Annotated in this window: 17 protein-coding genes; 10 read left to right on the top strand and 7 right to left on the bottom strand. The window is 73.5% G+C overall.

What is annotated here, in order from left to right; genetic code table 11:
• Positions 1-168: 168 nt before the first annotated feature.
• The gene (locus tag ACFXPX_RS13390; protein WP_380523470.1) at positions 169-765 is read left to right on the top strand and encodes a TIGR03086 family metal-binding protein; all 597 of its coding nucleotides are present in this window, start codon (positions 169-171) and stop codon (positions 763-765) included.
• 122 nt (positions 766-887) lie between these two features.
• Complete coding sequence (locus ACFXPX_RS13385; RefSeq protein WP_380641077.1) at positions 888-1,436, top strand: hemerythrin domain-containing protein; 549 nt, start codon at positions 888-890, stop codon at positions 1,434-1,436.
• 6 nt (positions 1,437-1,442) lie between these two features.
• On the opposite strand, the gene ACFXPX_RS13380 is transcribed toward ACFXPX_RS13385, so the two are convergent.
• The gene (locus tag ACFXPX_RS13380; protein ID WP_375891285.1) at positions 1,443-2,231 is read right to left on the bottom strand and encodes a VOC family protein; all 789 of its coding nucleotides are present in this window, start codon (positions 2,229-2,231) and stop codon (positions 1,443-1,445) included.
• Positions 2,232-2,370: 139 nt separating this feature from the next.
• Positions 2,371-2,952 carry a Uma2 family endonuclease gene (locus ACFXPX_RS13375; RefSeq protein WP_380641075.1) on the bottom strand — a complete coding sequence of 194 codons (582 nt, stop codon included), beginning with the start codon at positions 2,950-2,952 and terminating at the stop codon, positions 2,371-2,373.
• 177 nt (positions 2,953-3,129) lie between these two features.
• Here ACFXPX_RS13375 and ACFXPX_RS13370 point away from each other — a divergent pair, with 177 nt between their 5' ends.
• The 4 genes from ACFXPX_RS13370 to ACFXPX_RS13355 all read left to right on the top strand — a co-directional run bounded on the left by ACFXPX_RS13370 (position 3,130) and on the right by ACFXPX_RS13355 (position 7,953).
• Positions 3,130-3,810 (top strand): TetR/AcrR family transcriptional regulator, encoded by a 681-nt coding sequence (locus tag ACFXPX_RS13370; RefSeq protein ID WP_380407417.1) that lies wholly within the window; start codon positions 3,130-3,132, stop codon positions 3,808-3,810.
• 184 nt (positions 3,811-3,994) lie between these two features.
• Positions 3,995-5,536, top strand: coding sequence for an MFS transporter (locus tag ACFXPX_RS13365; RefSeq protein ID WP_375891279.1), 1,542 nt, complete (start codon positions 3,995-3,997; stop codon positions 5,534-5,536).
• 290 nt (positions 5,537-5,826) lie between these two features.
• Positions 5,827-7,482, top strand: coding sequence for a cytochrome bc complex cytochrome b subunit (locus ACFXPX_RS13360; RefSeq protein WP_380641072.1), 1,656 nt, complete (start codon positions 5,827-5,829; stop codon positions 7,480-7,482).
• 30 nt (positions 7,483-7,512) lie between these two features.
• Positions 7,513-7,953 carry a PPOX class F420-dependent oxidoreductase gene (locus ACFXPX_RS13355; RefSeq protein ID WP_375891275.1) on the top strand — a complete coding sequence of 147 codons (441 nt, stop codon included), beginning with the start codon at positions 7,513-7,515 and terminating at the stop codon, positions 7,951-7,953.
• Positions 7,954-8,060: 107 nt separating this feature from the next.
• Here ACFXPX_RS13355 and ACFXPX_RS13350 read toward each other — a convergent pair whose 3' ends face one another.
• Together ACFXPX_RS13350 and ACFXPX_RS13345 are read right to left on the bottom strand one after the other, a co-directional pair.
• The gene (locus tag ACFXPX_RS13350; RefSeq protein WP_375891273.1) at positions 8,061-8,270 is read right to left on the bottom strand and encodes a hypothetical protein; all 210 of its coding nucleotides are present in this window, start codon (positions 8,268-8,270) and stop codon (positions 8,061-8,063) included.
• Complete coding sequence (locus ACFXPX_RS13345) at positions 8,267-8,536, bottom strand: DUF1876 domain-containing protein (RefSeq protein WP_375891271.1); 270 nt, start codon at positions 8,534-8,536, stop codon at positions 8,267-8,269. Before ACFXPX_RS13345 ends, ACFXPX_RS13350 begins: the two co-directional genes overlap by 4 nt.
• A 158-nt stretch (positions 8,537-8,694) precedes the next feature.
• On the opposite strand from ACFXPX_RS13345, the gene ACFXPX_RS13340 reads away from it, so the two are divergent.
• The 3 genes from ACFXPX_RS13340 (at position 8,695) to ACFXPX_RS13330 (ending at position 10,945) form a co-directional block, all read left to right on the top strand.
• The gene (locus tag ACFXPX_RS13340; RefSeq protein WP_380407427.1) at positions 8,695-9,537 is read left to right on the top strand and encodes a YndJ family protein; all 843 of its coding nucleotides are present in this window, start codon (positions 8,695-8,697) and stop codon (positions 9,535-9,537) included.
• Entirely contained in the window at positions 9,534-10,103 is a 570-nt protein-coding gene (locus ACFXPX_RS13335; RefSeq protein ID WP_375891268.1) for a DUF1990 family protein, read from the top strand. The genes ACFXPX_RS13340 and ACFXPX_RS13335 overlap by 4 nt, the downstream gene beginning before the upstream one ends.
• 137 nt (positions 10,104-10,240) lie before the next feature.
• Positions 10,241-10,945, top strand: coding sequence for a hypothetical protein (locus tag ACFXPX_RS13330; protein WP_375891267.1), 705 nt, complete (start codon positions 10,241-10,243; stop codon positions 10,943-10,945).
• Between the two features lie 83 nt (positions 10,946-11,028).
• On the opposite strand, the gene ACFXPX_RS13325 is transcribed toward ACFXPX_RS13330, so the two are convergent.
• The 3 genes from ACFXPX_RS13325 to ACFXPX_RS13315 are packed head-to-tail and all read right to left on the bottom strand — an operon-like array spanning position 11,029 to position 12,952.
• Positions 11,029-11,769 (bottom strand): zf-HC2 domain-containing protein, encoded by a 741-nt coding sequence (locus ACFXPX_RS13325; protein WP_375891265.1) that lies wholly within the window; start codon positions 11,767-11,769, stop codon positions 11,029-11,031.
• Positions 11,766-12,326, bottom strand: coding sequence for a sigma-70 family RNA polymerase sigma factor (locus ACFXPX_RS13320; protein WP_375891263.1), 561 nt, complete (start codon positions 12,324-12,326; stop codon positions 11,766-11,768). Before ACFXPX_RS13320 ends, ACFXPX_RS13325 begins: the two co-directional genes overlap by 4 nt.
• A 47-nt stretch (positions 12,327-12,373) precedes the next feature.
• Entirely contained in the window at positions 12,374-12,952 is a 579-nt protein-coding gene (locus ACFXPX_RS13315) for a hypothetical protein (RefSeq protein ID WP_380641070.1), read from the bottom strand.
• Between the two features lie 107 nt (positions 12,953-13,059).
• On the opposite strand from ACFXPX_RS13315, the gene ACFXPX_RS13310 reads away from it, so the two are divergent.
• Positions 13,060-13,503: a thioredoxin family protein gene (locus ACFXPX_RS13310; protein WP_380407439.1), complete on the top strand. Its 444-nt coding sequence runs from the start codon at positions 13,060-13,062 to the stop codon at positions 13,501-13,503.
• Positions 13,504-13,642: the final 139 nt, after the last annotated feature.

Below are 13,642 nucleotides of genomic sequence, written 5' to 3'. Positions count from 1 at the left end.
GTCGTAGGGGTGTGTGTGGTGATGCGGCCGGGCGGGGTGGGACACGCCGCGCCTTTTGTTCAAATTTGAACCGGCCACTCCTCGACCGTACCTTGGAGTTCGAATTTGAACAACTGACGGTGCATGGACGACTCGCGCACCCCACCGGGGCCGGGGCAGGGTGGAGACATGGCTCACCGCAGGCAACGCCCGCCGGCCGACCGGCCCGGCACGCCCTACCCCGAGGCGCTCGCCGCCTTCGACGAACGGGTCCGGCTGATCGCCCCCGGCCATTGGGACTCCCCCACCCCGTGCGCCGACTGGACGGTGCGGGACCTGGTCAACCACCTCACCGGCGAGCAGCTCTGGGTCCCCGACCTGCTGATGGGCGCCACCATCGCCGAGGTCGGCGGCCGCTACGACGGCGACGTGCTCGGCGACGACCCGGTCGCCGCCTGGAACTCCGCCGCCGAAGCCGCCCGGCAGGCCTGGGACGTGCCCGGCGCCACCGAACTCACCGTCCACCTCTCCTTCGCGGACGTCTCCGGGCAGTACTACCTGGACCAGCTCACCACCGACCTGGTCGTCCACGCCTGGGACCTCGCCGAGGGCATCGGCACCCGTACCCGGCTCCCGGCCGGCCTGGTGGACTTCGCGCTCGGCGAGATCGGCGGCTACGGCGACCTCTCCGGCAGCGGACTCTTCGACCCGCCGCTGCCGGTCCCCTCGGACGCCGCCCCGCAGACCCGGCTGCTGGCCCTCACCGGGCGGCGGGACGGCGGCTGAGCAGGGATCTCCCCGCGGAACCCGCACCCAGCAGCGGCCCGGACCGGGGTTCCGCGCGGCGGCGCCGGATACTGGACAGTACGGGGGGCGAGTCCTGATCCCGGACGAGAGGCGGGCACGCCATGAGCCGCAGGCCGGACATCCTCGGCGAGTTCACCGCCGACCACAAGGCGGCCACCGACCTGCTCGACCGCGCCGAGGCGGCGCCGGCCGGCTCGGCCGAGCGCGGCGAGCTGGTCAGCAGGCTGACCGACCTGCTGTTCAGCCACTGCGCCGCCGAGGAGGAGCACCTCTTCCCGCTCGTCCAGCACGACGTGCCCGAGGGCGGGGCCCTGGTGTTCAGCAGCATCCACGACCACCTCGCGATCGGGCAGTACCTCGCCGACCTGCAAGGACTCGGCCCGGACGACCCGGCCTTCGACACCCTCCTGCACGGCCTCGGCGACACCCTCCGGCGGCACCTCACCGGCGAGGAGAAGACGGTCTTCCCGGCCGCCCGCAAGGCCCTGCCCGCAGCGACCCGCGCGGAGCTCGGCGAACGGCTCCGGGCCCAGCGGGCGGACACCGAGGCGAGCGGCACCGAACCAGCGGGCGCCGAAGCCACGGGCACCGAACCGGCGGGCGCCGAACCAGCGGGTACCGAACAGGCGGGCAGCGGCCCCGCGGGCTGAGGCCGGTCAGCTCTTCGGGCTGATCACCGCGAAGCGGGCGCCGTCACGGTCCCGCAGCCGGGCCACCCGGCCGTACGGGGAGTCGAAGACCGGTCCGATCCCCGCCCCGCCCAGCTCAACCGCCCGCGCCACCGCCCGGTCGGTGTCCGGGACGGCGAAGGAGACCTCCCAGTGCGGCGGCGGGCCCGCCGGTCCGCCCGCCTGCTCCTTGGCCAGCGCCGCGACGCTGTGCCCCTCCGCGCGCAGCACCACCCGGTCGTGCTCCCAGCGGACCTCGAAGCGCTCCGGGTCCCGGCCGTCCCAGCGGAACACCTCGCCGTAGAACAGCGCCGCCGCGAAGGGGTCCGGGGTGCGCAGCTCGATCCAGACCGGCGCTCCCGGCACGTCCAGCCGCCGGGCCCGGCCCGGCGGGCCCTCCCAGATGCCGAACACCGCCCCGGCCGGGTCCGCCGCGAAGGCCACCCGCCCGGCGTCGAAGGCCAGCGGGCCGACCGCCAGGGTCGCGCCGCGCTCGCGCACGGCGTCGGCGGCGGCGTCGGCGCTCTCCGTCCCGAAGTAACTGGTCCAGGCAAGCGGTACCGCCCCCAGGCCCGCCACCCCCAGCCCGGCCACCGCCTCCCCGCCGGTCACCGCGTGCACGTAAGGGCCGAAGCGCTCCGGGCCGGGCTCGAACTCCCAACCCAGCAGCGGACCGTAGAACCCCGTGGCGCTCTCCAGGTCCCGGGCCATCAGGCTCACCCAGCACGGAACGGCCGCCACGCAGCGCACCTTGGCGGTCGTCTCCTCGCTGCCCATCGCGGACCTCCTCGCCCACCCGGCCGCCGGGCCCCTCCCGACTCCCGCGGCCCACCGGCCGCCCGGGACGCCCGGGACACCCGGGACGCCCACAGCCTAGGGCGGGCGGAGCAGCCCGCCCGGGAAGGCACGGCCGGGCTCAGCGCACCCAGTTCTTGAGCGGCTCGGTGTCGAGGACGATGCCGACCGGGTCGGGAAGGCGGACGCTCTTGCCGAAGGCGAAGGTCCGGACGGTTTCGTAGCGAACGCCGCCCGGCCGGCTGTGGACGACGGCTTCGGCGGAGTCGCGATCGATCAGCAGGTAGACGGGGATGCCGGCCTCGGCGTAGGCACGCGGCTTCTCGACGCGGGCCCGGTGGTCGGCGTCCGCATCGTCGTCAGTGACCTCGAAGACCATCAGCACCTCCTCGGCCTCCGCCCACGCACCGAGGCCGGCGAAGGCCTCCGAGGGCGCCAGGACGCCGTCAGGGTGCGCCCGCCCGTCCCGGAGCGCCTGCACCTTCAGGCCGTGGCTGTGCAGGAACTGTTCCGGCCGCACGTGCAGGCACCTGCGCACCAGCCACTCGACCACCCGTCCGTGGTTGCCGTCGGGTCGGGGCTGGACCACCAGCCGCCCGCCGAGGAACTCCAGCCGGATTCCTTCGACCGCCCGGGGGGCGAGACGCGCGAGCTCCTCGAACTCCTCGGGCACCATCTGCGGGCGTCCAGGGATCACGCTCACGGGTCCTCCTCCGCCGCCTGGTTGTCCGATCGGACAACGAGGAGATCGGCGGGCGGGAACCGTAAACGTGACGCAGGTCACAGCATGGGAGGAAATTGCGGGGACAGATTCCCCGTTTGCGAGTACGTTGGAGAAAGCGGGGAGAACTTCCCCGGTATTCTGGAGGAGCACGTCGCCATGACCACCGTCGCCGCAGAGCCGGCCCGTTCCGCGGGGAGTGTGCGCACGCCGAAGTTGCGTGCGGACGCGAGCCGGAACCGGGAGCGGATCGTACTGGCGGCCCGGGACGCGTTCGTCGAGCACGGTGCCGAGGTGCCGCTGGACGAGATCGCGAAGCGGGCGGGGGTCGGCAATGCCACGCTGTACCGGAACTTCCCGGACCGCGCGGCGCTGATCCAGGAAGTGGCGCTGCTCGTCAAGAACCGCATCCTGGCCCTCGCCGAGACGGCGACGGCCGAGGCGGACGCGGGAGTGGGCGGCGGTCCGTTCGACGCTCTGCAGCGGTTCGTGCACGCGACCGTGGCGGAGAAGGTCGGCGGGCTCTGCGCCGTCTTCACCAGCACCGTCGATCCGGACGACCCGGAGTTGACCGAGACGCGGGAGCGCCTGCGGTCCGCCGTGAGCGGACTGATGGAGCGCGCCCGGGCCACCGGCGAGCTCCGGCCGGACGTCGACCACGGGGACCTGTTCGTCGCGATGAGCCAGCTGACCCGGCCGCTGCCGGGCACCTCCTGCCAGCTGCTCGACGACTTCGTCCACCGCCACCTGCAGCTGTTCCTGGACGGCCTGCGCGCGCCGGCCCGCTCGGCGCTGCCCGGCCGGGCCGCGACCTTCGAGGACTTCCGCCCTCGGCACTGACCGACCACCTGGACCCAACCACTGATCCGATCCTGATCCGAGCCGATCCGACCCCCCTCGCACCCCACCTTCCGCGCGACTGACCGGAGTCGCCTCCGGGCGCGTCCGCGCGCCCTCGCACCCGTACGGCAACCTGCCGTTCCCGTACGGCAGTTGACCGTTCTCGCACACCACGCACCGTGAAATGGGTACCCCCATGTCTCAGACCGACGCCGCTCCGGCGACGATCCCCGATCCCAGGCGCTGGAAGGCGCTGATCTTCATCGGCCTGGCCCAGCTGATGGTCGTCCTCGACGCCACCATCGTGAACATCGCCCTGCCGTCCGCCCAGACCGACCTGGGCATATCCGACGGCAACCGCCAGTGGGTGATCACCGCCTACGCGCTGGCCTTCGGCGGCCTGCTGCTGTTCGGCGGCCGGATCGCGGACCTCTGGGGCCGCAAGCGGACCTTCATCGTCGGTCTGACCGGCTTCGCCCTCGCCTCCGCGCTCGGCGGCATGGCGGTCAACACCGCGATGCTGCTCGGCGCCCGCGCCCTCCAGGGCGTGTTCGGCGCGCTGCTCGCCCCGGCCGCGCTGTCGCTGCTCGCCGTGACCTTCACCGAGGCCAAGGAGCGCGCCAAGGCCTTCGGCATCTACGGGGCGATCGCCGGTGGCGGTGGCGCCATCGGTCTGATCCTCGGCGGCGCGCTGACCGAGTACCTGAACTGGCGCTGGACCTTCTACGTCAACATCCCGTTCGCCATCGCGGCCATCGCCGGCGCCGTCCTGGTGATCAGCGAGCCCGTCGGGGGCCGCAACCGCAACAAGCTGGACATCCCCGGCGTGGTGCTGGTGACCACCGGCCTGGTCTCGCTGGTGTACGGCTTCACCCGCGCCGAGTCCAGCGGCTGGACCGCCGGCAGCACCCTGGCGCTGTTCGCCGCGGCCGTCGTACTGCTGACCGCCTTCGTGATCGTGGAGCGCGCGGTCGCCGCCCCGCTGCTGCCGCTGCGCGTGGTGCTCAACCGCAACCGGGGTGGGGTCTACCTGTCGCTGGGCATGGCCGTGATCGGCATGTTCGGTCTGTTCCTCTTCCTGACCTACTACCTCCAGGTCGTGCGCGGCTACAGCCCGGTGCTGACCGGCGTCGCCTTCCTGCCGATGGTGGCGGGCATGATCACCGGCTCGACCCAGATCGGCGCCCGGCTGATGACCCGCGTCCCGGCGCGCTACCTGATGGCGCCCGGCTTCCTGACCGCCTCGGTCGGCATGTTCCTGCTGACCCACATCGGCCTGGACACCTCGTACCCGGCGCTGATCCTGCCCGGCCTGGTCCTGATGGGCCTCGGCATGGGCACCGCCTTCATGCCGGCCATGAGCCTCGCGACCTACGGCGTCCAGCCGCGTGACGCGGGCGTGGCCTCGGCCATGGTCAACACCTCGCAGCAGGTCGGCGGCGCCATCGGCACCGCGCTGCTGAACACCATCGCGGCCAGCGCCACCACCAGCTGGCTGACCTCGCACGCCACCTCGCTGGCCACCGCGGCCAGCCCGGAGGCCGCCAAGCTCGTGCAGTTCCAGGGCATGGTGCACGGCTTCTCGACCGCGATCTGGGTGTCCTTCGGGATCCTGGTGGCGGCCGCCGCCGTCGCCTTCACCTTCATCAACGCCGGTCGCCCCGACACCACGGGTGCCGGCTCGGGTGCGGCGAAGAGCGACGAGGTGCCGGTGCTGGTGCACTGACCCTCGCGGGGCCCCACGGGGTGACTCGGGTGCGCATGCGGCCCGTCCGGTGTCTTCCACGACACCGGGCGGGCCGTTCGCCGTTTCCGGAGGGGCCGTTCGCCGTTTCCGGGACGCGCCGTTCACCGTTTCCGGGACGCGCCGTCCACCGTTTCCGAACGGGCCGTCCGGGAGCGGCGAGCCGCGGCGGAAGGGGCCCCGGGTAGAAGTGGGGATCAGTCCCCGATTATGGTGGCGTCCGTACGAAGCGGGGACTGATCCCCGTTTCCTTCGGACCGAGGTGCGTGCACATGACCCGGAATCAGAACCCAGGGCGGGGGCAGCGGGCCGCCGACTGGGCGGACGGCCGACTGGGGATCCACTCCCTCGCCAGGGCCAACCTGCGCAAGATCTTCCCGGACCACTGGTCCTTCATGCTGGGCGAGATCTGCCTCTACACCTTCCTGATCATCATCCTGACCGGCGTCTGGCTGACCCTGTTCTTCAAGCCGAGCATGGGCGAGGTGGTCTACAGCGGCTCGTACGTCCCGCTCAAGGGCATCCGGATGTCCGAGGCCTACGCCTCCACCGTGGACATCAGCTTCGAGGTCCGCGGCGGGCTGCTGATCCGGCAGATCCACCACTGGGCGGCGATCGTCTTCGTCGCGGCGATGTTCGTGCACATGATGCGGGTGTTCTTCACCGGTGCGTTCCGCAAGCCGCGCGAGGTCAACTGGGTCTTCGGCTTCCTGCTGCTGTTCCTCGGCATGCTGGACGGCTTCTTCGGCTACTCGCTCCCGGACGACCTGCTCTCCGGCACCGGCATCCGGTTCATCGAGGGCGTGGTGCTGGCCGTGCCGCTGGTCGGCACCTACATCCAGATGTTCCTGTTCGGCGGGGAGTTCCCCGGGCACGACATCATCCCGAGGTTCTTCACCGTCCACGTGCTGCTCGTGCCCGGCATCATGCTCGGGCTGCTGATGGCGCACCTGATCCTGGTCTTCTACCACAAGCACACGCAGTGGGCGGGCCCCGGCAGGACCGAGAAGAACGTCGTCGGCATGCCGCTGATGCCGGTCTACATGGCGAAGGCCGGCGGCTTCTTCTTCCTGGTCTTCGGGATCGTCGCCCTGATGTCGGCGATCGCCACGATCAACCCGATCTGGGCGTACGGCCCGTACCGTCCGGACCAGGTCTCCACCGACGCCCAGCCCGACTGGTACATGGGCTTCGCCGAGGGCCTGATCCGGGTGATGCCGGGCTGGGAGGTCGGCCTGTGGGGGCACACCCTCAACCTCGGGGTGCTGATCCCGTTCACGCTGTTCCCGGTGATCCTCGGCGCGATCGCGGTCTACCCGTTCGTCGAGGGCTGGGTGACGAACGACGCCCGCGAGCACCACCTGCTCGACCGGCCGCGCAACGCGCCGGTCCGCACCGCCCTCGGCGCGGCCTGGATCAGCGTCTACCTGGTGATGCTCGCGGGCGGCGGCAACGACCTCATCGCCACCCATCTGCACCTGTCGCTCAACGCCATCACCTACGCCGTACGGATCGGCTTCTTCGTCGTCCCGGTGGCCGTCTTCGTGGTCACCAAGCGCTGGTGCCTGGGCCTGCAACGGCGGGACCGCGACAAGGTGCTGCACGGCCGGGAGACCGGCGTCGTCAAGCGGCTGCCGCACGGCGAGTTCACCGAGGTGCACGCCGGGCTCGCGCCCGCCGAACTGCACCGGCTCACCGCACACGAGCAGCCCCGCCCCCTCGAACTGCCGCCCGCGGTCGACGAGAATGGAGTGGCCCGGCCGGCGGGCGCGCTCACCCGCACCCGCGTGCGGCTGTCCCGCGGGTTCCACGGCGAGCACGCGCGGATCGGGAAGCCCACCGCCGAGGAGTACCGCGAGCACCACGAGCACCACGAGCACCGCGAGCACCGCGAGATCACCGAGGGCGAGGGCCACGGTCACCACTGACCCCGCCCCCCCTGTGCGAGGGAGGAGATCATGCACGACCCCACCGACCGGCTCGCCGACAGCAAGTACCTCCTGCTGACCACCTTCGGCGACGACGGCAGCCGACTGGACACCCAGCTGTGGGTGGTCGCGGACGGCCGGGCGCTCGGCGTCTGGACCCCGGCCCACTCCGGTGAGGCCGAACGGATCCGCCGCCACCCCCGGGTGCTGATCGGCCCCTGCGACGCCCACGGGCGGCCCACCGGCCGACGGCTCCCGGCCCGCGCCCGGCTCTGCGACGCCGACGCGACCGCGCGCTACCGCACCTCACTGATCAACAAGTACGGCCTGACGGCCCTGCTCACGCTGGCCCGGAGTCGGTTCCGGGTCGGGCTGTCCGGGACGGTCGGGATCCGGATCACGCCGAACGAGCTGGAGCAGCGGCTGGTCGGGCCGGAGTGGCGCCCGCCGGGGACGTACTGCGTCAACTGAGCGGCGCGGAAGGGCTTCGGGCACCCCGGAGCGCGTCGAGTGCCGGGATCCGTGGGAACGGGCCCGGCGCTCGGCGTTTCCGGCGCCGGCGTTCGGGGCGTCGCGGGTCAGGCCCCGTCGTCCGGGGCCCGGGCCAGGTCCCCCGGTTCGCAGGCCTCCCGGCCGGTCCCCAGGTGCACGACCCTGACCGCCCGCTCGGGGCCGCCGGGGACGACCCGCTGCTCGTGGCCGCAGCGCGGGCAGATCAGCGGGATGCGCGGCCGGTTCGGGTCCCGTCCGGCCTGGCCTTGGCCGCCGTCCGGGTGCGGGGCGGTCACGAGAGCGGGTGGGTCGGGACCGGGCTGACGTCCTGGATCTCGCCGTGGGCCTTGGTGAGCAGCTGCGAGGCCAGGTCGTTGAGCGCGCGGGCGCCCGCGATCTCCTCGCCCACCCGCAGCTGTTCCGGGTCGGAGGGGTGGCGGCTGCTGTAGCCGTGGGCCCGCACCTCCGTCCCGTCGCCGAGCCGCAGCAGGGCGGCGGCGGTCGTCCGCGCGCCCTCCTCGCGGAACTCCATCTCGATGTGCCAACCGACCAGAGTCTGCATGGCGGATCACCTCCATCGGTTACTCCTCCAGAGTGCGCCGCACCCAGCGTGATCACCAGGCCAGCCGGCCCGGGGGTCAGGTTGAACATGTTCAACTCGGCGACGTAGAGTCGCGGACGAAGGGTATTTGAACGCGTTCAAGAGGGGGTGTGCCCGCCATGGACAAGGGCACGACCGAACTGGTCGACCTGCTGGTCCTGCTCGGCATGGGCGCCGTCCTGCCGCTCGGCCTGGCCCTGGTCGACGAACCCGGGCTGGCCCGGATCCGCCGGCTCTGGCCGCTCGCCGCCGTCCCCGGGGCACTGTCGCTCTGGCTGCCCCGCGGCGGCCTCGCCACCGCCACCGCCGTCCTCTACGCCCTCGGCACCCTGGCCGTCGCCCTGCACGCGCCCCGGCGACTGGCCCGCACCCGCTCGCTCGCCCCCGCCGAGATCGCCGTGCTCACCGCACTCGCCGCGCCCTCGGTGGCCGGGGTCGCGCTGGTCGCCGAACGCTCCGGCTACCCGCTGTTCGGCTTCGAACCGCACATCCTGGCACTGACCGTCCCGCACTTCCACTACGCCGGATTCACCGCCGCGCTGGTCGCCGGACTGGTCTGCCGCGCCTCGGCGCCCGGCTCCGCGGCGGCCCGCTGCGCGGCGCTCAGCGTCCCGGCCGGCACCCTGCTGGTGCTCGCCGGGTACTTCCTCGGCAACTGGTGGCAGTTCGCCGGGGCGGTCGTCCTCAGCACCGGGATGTGGCTGGTCGGCCTGGTCAGCTGGCGCGACCTGCGCCCCCGCGCGGCCGACCCGGTCACCGCCGGACTGCTCACCGTCTCCTCGGGCGTGCTGGCCCTCACCATGCTGCTCGCCCTGTGGTGGGCGCTCGGCCGGGCCGCCGGGCTCCCCCACCCCACCCTGGCCTGGATGGCCGCCACCCACGGCCTCGGCAACGCGCTCGGCTTCGCGCTCTGCGCGCTCCTCGCCTGGCGCCGGATCACCACCGCGGAGGACGCCCGATGAACGACCGCAGCCACCTCGGGACCGACCCCGGTCACCCCGGAGCCGACTACAGCTACCCCGAGCAGGGCGCCAGCCGCACCGGCGAGCTGCCCGCCGGCTACCACCACCTGCGGCACCGGGCCCCGATCGGCCACGGACGCGCCGCCCTGGAGGTCGCCGGGGCCGCGCTGCTCGGCTGGCGGATGCACCGGCTGGCCGGCGTCCGGATCGACGCGGAGGCCGACCGGGCGGCCCCGGGCGTCGCCGTCCGCTGCGCGATCGGCGTCGGTCCGCTGCGGGCGGGCGCGCCCAACCGGGTGCTGGCCGCCGTCGACGGCCCGGACCGGTACGGCTTCACCTACGGGACCAGGCCCGGACACCTCGGCCGGGGCGAGGAGACCTTCCTGGTCGAGCTGGCGCCCGACGGGACGGTCTGGTTCGGCGTCACCGCGTTCAGCCGGCCGGTCGCCTGGTGGGCCCGGCTGGTCGGCCCGCTGTTCCCGCTCCTCCAGCACGCCTTCGTCCGGCGCTGCGGGCGGGTGCTGGCGGCGATCGCGGCGGACGCCGCCCGGGGCGGACCGCGCTGACCCCGCCCGGCGGCGGCGTGAATCCGCTCGCCGCCCGGCCCGGGTCTGCGGCATGATCGCCGGATGACACCGCCGCCCCCGGTGCCGGTTCCGGCTCCAGGGGCGGTCACCCCCGAGGACGGCGAGGAGCCGGCGCCGTGACCAGCTTCCACACCCACCGGGCCCTGGTCCTCGACGCCGCGCTGCCCGTCCACCGGCGCCACAGCGCCCTGCGCACCTGCCTGACCGGCTTCGCCCCGTACGGCCTGCGGGCGACCTACCACCACCTGACGCTCAGCGCCCGGATGCCCCGGCACCTGGAGGCCGACCCGGAGTCCCTGGTGCGGGCGGTGGAGGAACTGCACGAGGCGCGGCAGCTGTGGCTGGCCCGGGCGGAGCAGTACGCGGCGCAGCGGCGGGCCGAGAAGCGGGACGGCCGCCGGGCGGCGACGCCGGTGTGGTGGAACCAGCCCTGGTGGACCTCACCGAACGACGCCTGGCGCCACGACCCCTTCCTGCACCCGGCGTTGCGCCTGCCCGACTACGTCCGACGGCAGAACGCGCTGCTGGACGGGGCCGAACTGCCCGGCTGCCCGGCCTGCGGGGAGGAAGGGCCCGCGGTGGAGGTGTCGACCGGCCACGACCGGGCCGAACTGTGCCGCACCTGCGCCCGGGTGCTGGTGCCGTGCCCGTGCGGCCGGTGGCACAGCTTCCAGCAGGAGCTGCGGGTCGGCTGGGGCCGGACCTGGCGGCGGGAGCACATGACCGGTGGCGGCGAGCCCAACCCGTACTGGCCCGCCCACCTGGGCGCGGCCCGGGTGCGGCGGCTGATGGGGTACGTCGTGCTGCACCTTCCGGGCTGAACCGGTCCTGCCCGGTCACGATCGGTGCGCGGCTACCCCGGGTGCGCGGTCACGATCGGTGCGCGGCCACCCCGGGTGCGCGGTCACGATCGGTGCGCGGGGACGGAGACCAGCAGGGCGTCGGAGTTCTGGACCCGCACCTCGAAGTGGTCGATGGCGCCCGGCTGCATGGCCGCCCCGCCGGTGGTGCGCAGCACGCCCGGGGCGTCGGGTTCGCCGTAGCCGTCCGCCGGGACGTACCAGGTGGTGACGGTCTGGTGCTCGCCGCCGTGCGAGACGGCGACCAGGCGGCAGGTCAACGGGCCCTGTACGCCGGAGAGTTGCAGGCTGACCCGGCTGCCCCAGGTGGTGCCGTCGACGCCGACGGTGGCCTTGGCCCCGGTGGCCGGGTCGCTGGCGCTGAACTGCTCGGCGACGGCGACCACGGCGGGCGTGGTCTCCGCGGTGAGCACCGCGGCCGTGACGGCCGGGCCGGCCGCGACCATCGCGGTCGCGGCCAGGGCGAGCACCAGCCGCCGCACCCGGCCACGCCGACGGCCGGCCGCGACCTCGGCGACCAGCCGGTCCAGGAGCCGCCCGTCCGGTGCCGGCGCGAAGTCGGCCGGGTCCAGCCCGGCGGCCCGCGCCGACGCCACGTACGCGCCCAGCATCGGCTCCACGAAGCCCAGTTCGCCGACCTGCCCGGTGCACTGCGGGCAGTCCGCCAGGTGCCGCTCGAAGGCCGCGCGCTCGGCGGGCTCCAGCAGGCCGAGGACGTACGACGCGACGTCCAGGTGCTCGGGGCCACCGGACGGGCCGGGGCGGAGGTCGGGCCGCTCGGTCACGATGTCACTCCCCGTTCCTCCAGCGCGAGCCGGAGCGAGCGCAGTGCGTAGAACACCCTCGACCGGACGGTCCCGGCCGGGATGCCGAGGACGGCGGCCGCCTCCTTGGCGGTGCGGCCCTTGAGGTAGGTCTCGACGATGATCTCCCGGTGGGCGGGCGAGAGGTCGGCGAGCGCGTCGGCGACGGTCATCATCCGCAGCGCCCGGTCGATCTCGTCCTCGGCGGGCAGCTGCTCCAGGGCCGCCGCCTCCACCTCGCGCGGGCGGGCGCCGGCACTGCGGTGGCCGTCGATCACGATCCGGCGGGCCACGGTGACCAGCCAGGGGCGCAGCGAACCGGCCTGCGGGTCGAGCCGGTGGATGTTGCGCCAGGCCCGGACCAGGGTCTCCTGGACGACGTCCTCGGCACGCTGCCGGTCCCCGGCGACCAGGTGGAGCACGAAGCCGAACAGCGGTCCGGCATGCTCGCGGTACAGGGCCCGCATCAGCTCCTCGTCCGCGGCCCCCTGGCCGTGTGCGGCGGGGTGCTCCTCGGTCACCACTTCATGGTTGCGCACCCGGGCCTCCCGGTCGAGGGCGGTGGTCAGCGGTGGTCAGCGGTCGGTCAGTAGCCCGACGACGGCGGGGTGGGCGTCGGGGTGGGGGTGCTCGGCGCCGGGGTGGCGGGTGCCGGGGTGCCGCTCGGCATCGCCTTGCCGCCGGTCGGGGTCACCGCGAACCACTGGCCGGCCACGCCCTCGCCCTTGGTGTCGCCGGGCTTGGCGTCCGGCGAGTAGCGGTAGACGGGCCAGCCGTTGACGGTGACCTGCTTGGTGCCGTCGTCGCGGGTGAAGCTGCCGACCAGCTTGCTGTCGATGCCCTTGGCCGTGATGTCGCCGTTGGCGTGCTCGGGCGGCCACAGGGTGGCGCAGTTACCGTTGCAGTACGAGTCCGAGGGGTTGCTCTGGTCCTGGTCGAAGCGGTAGAGCGTGAAGCCCGCGCTGTCGGTGACTACGGTGCCGAGCTTGGGGTCGTCGGCGGTCCGGAGGGTGGCGGCGGCCGGGGCGCTGGAGCTGCTCGACGGGCTCGGCGCACTCGACTTGCTCGATCCGGAGGACCCGCAGCCGGCGACCAGGGCCGCCGCGGCGAGGCCGGAGGCGGCGAGCACGACGGCCCGGCGGGTGCGGGGTGGGGTGCTGCGCATGGGGAGCCTCCCGCGTCGGTGAACGGACTGGACACCCCTCAGTACGGACGGTGGCCGCCCGATGCTCAATACCGGCCGGGCCCGGAATACCCCGGCGGGCATCACCGTTGTCCCGGGCGCATGATCCGTACCGGCACCTTCGGAAGGGAAGGACCCGCGAGATGAGCAACACGGTCGAGCTGACCAAGGAGAACTTCGACGACATCGTCCCGGGCCCGGAGGGCAAGGACTTCGTCCTGATCGACTTCTGGGCCGGGTGGTGCGGGCCGTGCCGCCAGTTCTCCCCGGTGTACGAGAAGGCCGCGGAGCGCCACTCGGACCTCGTCTTCGCCAAGGTCGACACCGAGGCCCAGCAGGAGCTGGCCGCCGCGTTCGGCATCCAGTCGATCCCCACGCTGGCGATCATCCGCGAGGGCGTGCTGATCTTCTCCCAGGCCGGGGCGCTGCCGGAGCCGGTGTTCGAGGACCTGATCGGCCAGGCCCGCGAGCTGGACATGACCGAGGTCAAGCGCAAGGTGGCGGAGGAGCAGGCGGCCGAGGGCCAGGCCTGATCTCCGGGCCCTGGGTCCTGGGCCGTCCGGAGGCCCGGGGAGCTGCGGCTCTCCGGGTGTTCCGCCGGGGACGCCCCTCCCGGGCCGGGTCATCCGGTGGGCTCCGCCCCGATCCGCTCCTAGAGTCGCGGGTGACGGG

The sequence above is a fragment of the Kitasatospora sp. NPDC059146 genome, from assembly GCF_042786665.1.
Taxonomy (GTDB): Bacteria; Actinomycetota; Actinomycetes; order Streptomycetales; family Streptomycetaceae; genus Kitasatospora.
This window is presented reverse-complemented; position numbering and strand designations above follow the sequence as displayed.

What these genes read in the sequence shown, in the direction of transcription:
- ACFXPX_RS13345 (WP_375891271.1), bottom strand. Translation starts at nt 8,536, where the DNA reads ATGCAGACTCTGGTCGGTTGGCACATCGAGATGGAGTTCCGCGAGGAG.
- ACFXPX_RS13385 (WP_380641077.1), top strand. Translation starts at nt 888, where the DNA reads ATGAGCCGCAGGCCGGACATCCTCGGCGAGTTCACCGCCGACCACAAG.
- ACFXPX_RS13360 (WP_380641072.1), top strand. Translation starts at nt 5,827, where the DNA reads ATGACCCGGAATCAGAACCCAGGGCGGGGGCAGCGGGCCGCCGACTGG.
- ACFXPX_RS13390 (WP_380523470.1), top strand. Translation starts at nt 169, where the DNA reads ATGGCTCACCGCAGGCAACGCCCGCCGGCCGACCGGCCCGGCACGCCC.
- ACFXPX_RS13355 (WP_375891275.1), top strand. Translation starts at nt 7,513, where the DNA reads ATGCACGACCCCACCGACCGGCTCGCCGACAGCAAGTACCTCCTGCTG.
- ACFXPX_RS13335 (WP_375891268.1), top strand. Translation starts at nt 9,534, where the DNA reads ATGAACGACCGCAGCCACCTCGGGACCGACCCCGGTCACCCCGGAGCC.
- ACFXPX_RS13340 (WP_380407427.1), top strand. Translation starts at nt 8,695, where the DNA reads ATGGACAAGGGCACGACCGAACTGGTCGACCTGCTGGTCCTGCTCGGC.
- ACFXPX_RS13315 (WP_380641070.1), bottom strand. Translation starts at nt 12,952, where the DNA reads ATGCGCAGCACCCCACCCCGCACCCGCCGGGCCGTCGTGCTCGCCGCC.
- ACFXPX_RS13365 (WP_375891279.1), top strand. Translation starts at nt 3,995, where the DNA reads ATGGGTACCCCCATGTCTCAGACCGACGCCGCTCCGGCGACGATCCCC.
- ACFXPX_RS13380 (WP_375891285.1), bottom strand. Translation starts at nt 2,231, where the DNA reads ATGGGCAGCGAGGAGACGACCGCCAAGGTGCGCTGCGTGGCGGCCGTT.
- ACFXPX_RS13370 (WP_380407417.1), top strand. Translation starts at nt 3,130, where the DNA reads ATGACCACCGTCGCCGCAGAGCCGGCCCGTTCCGCGGGGAGTGTGCGC.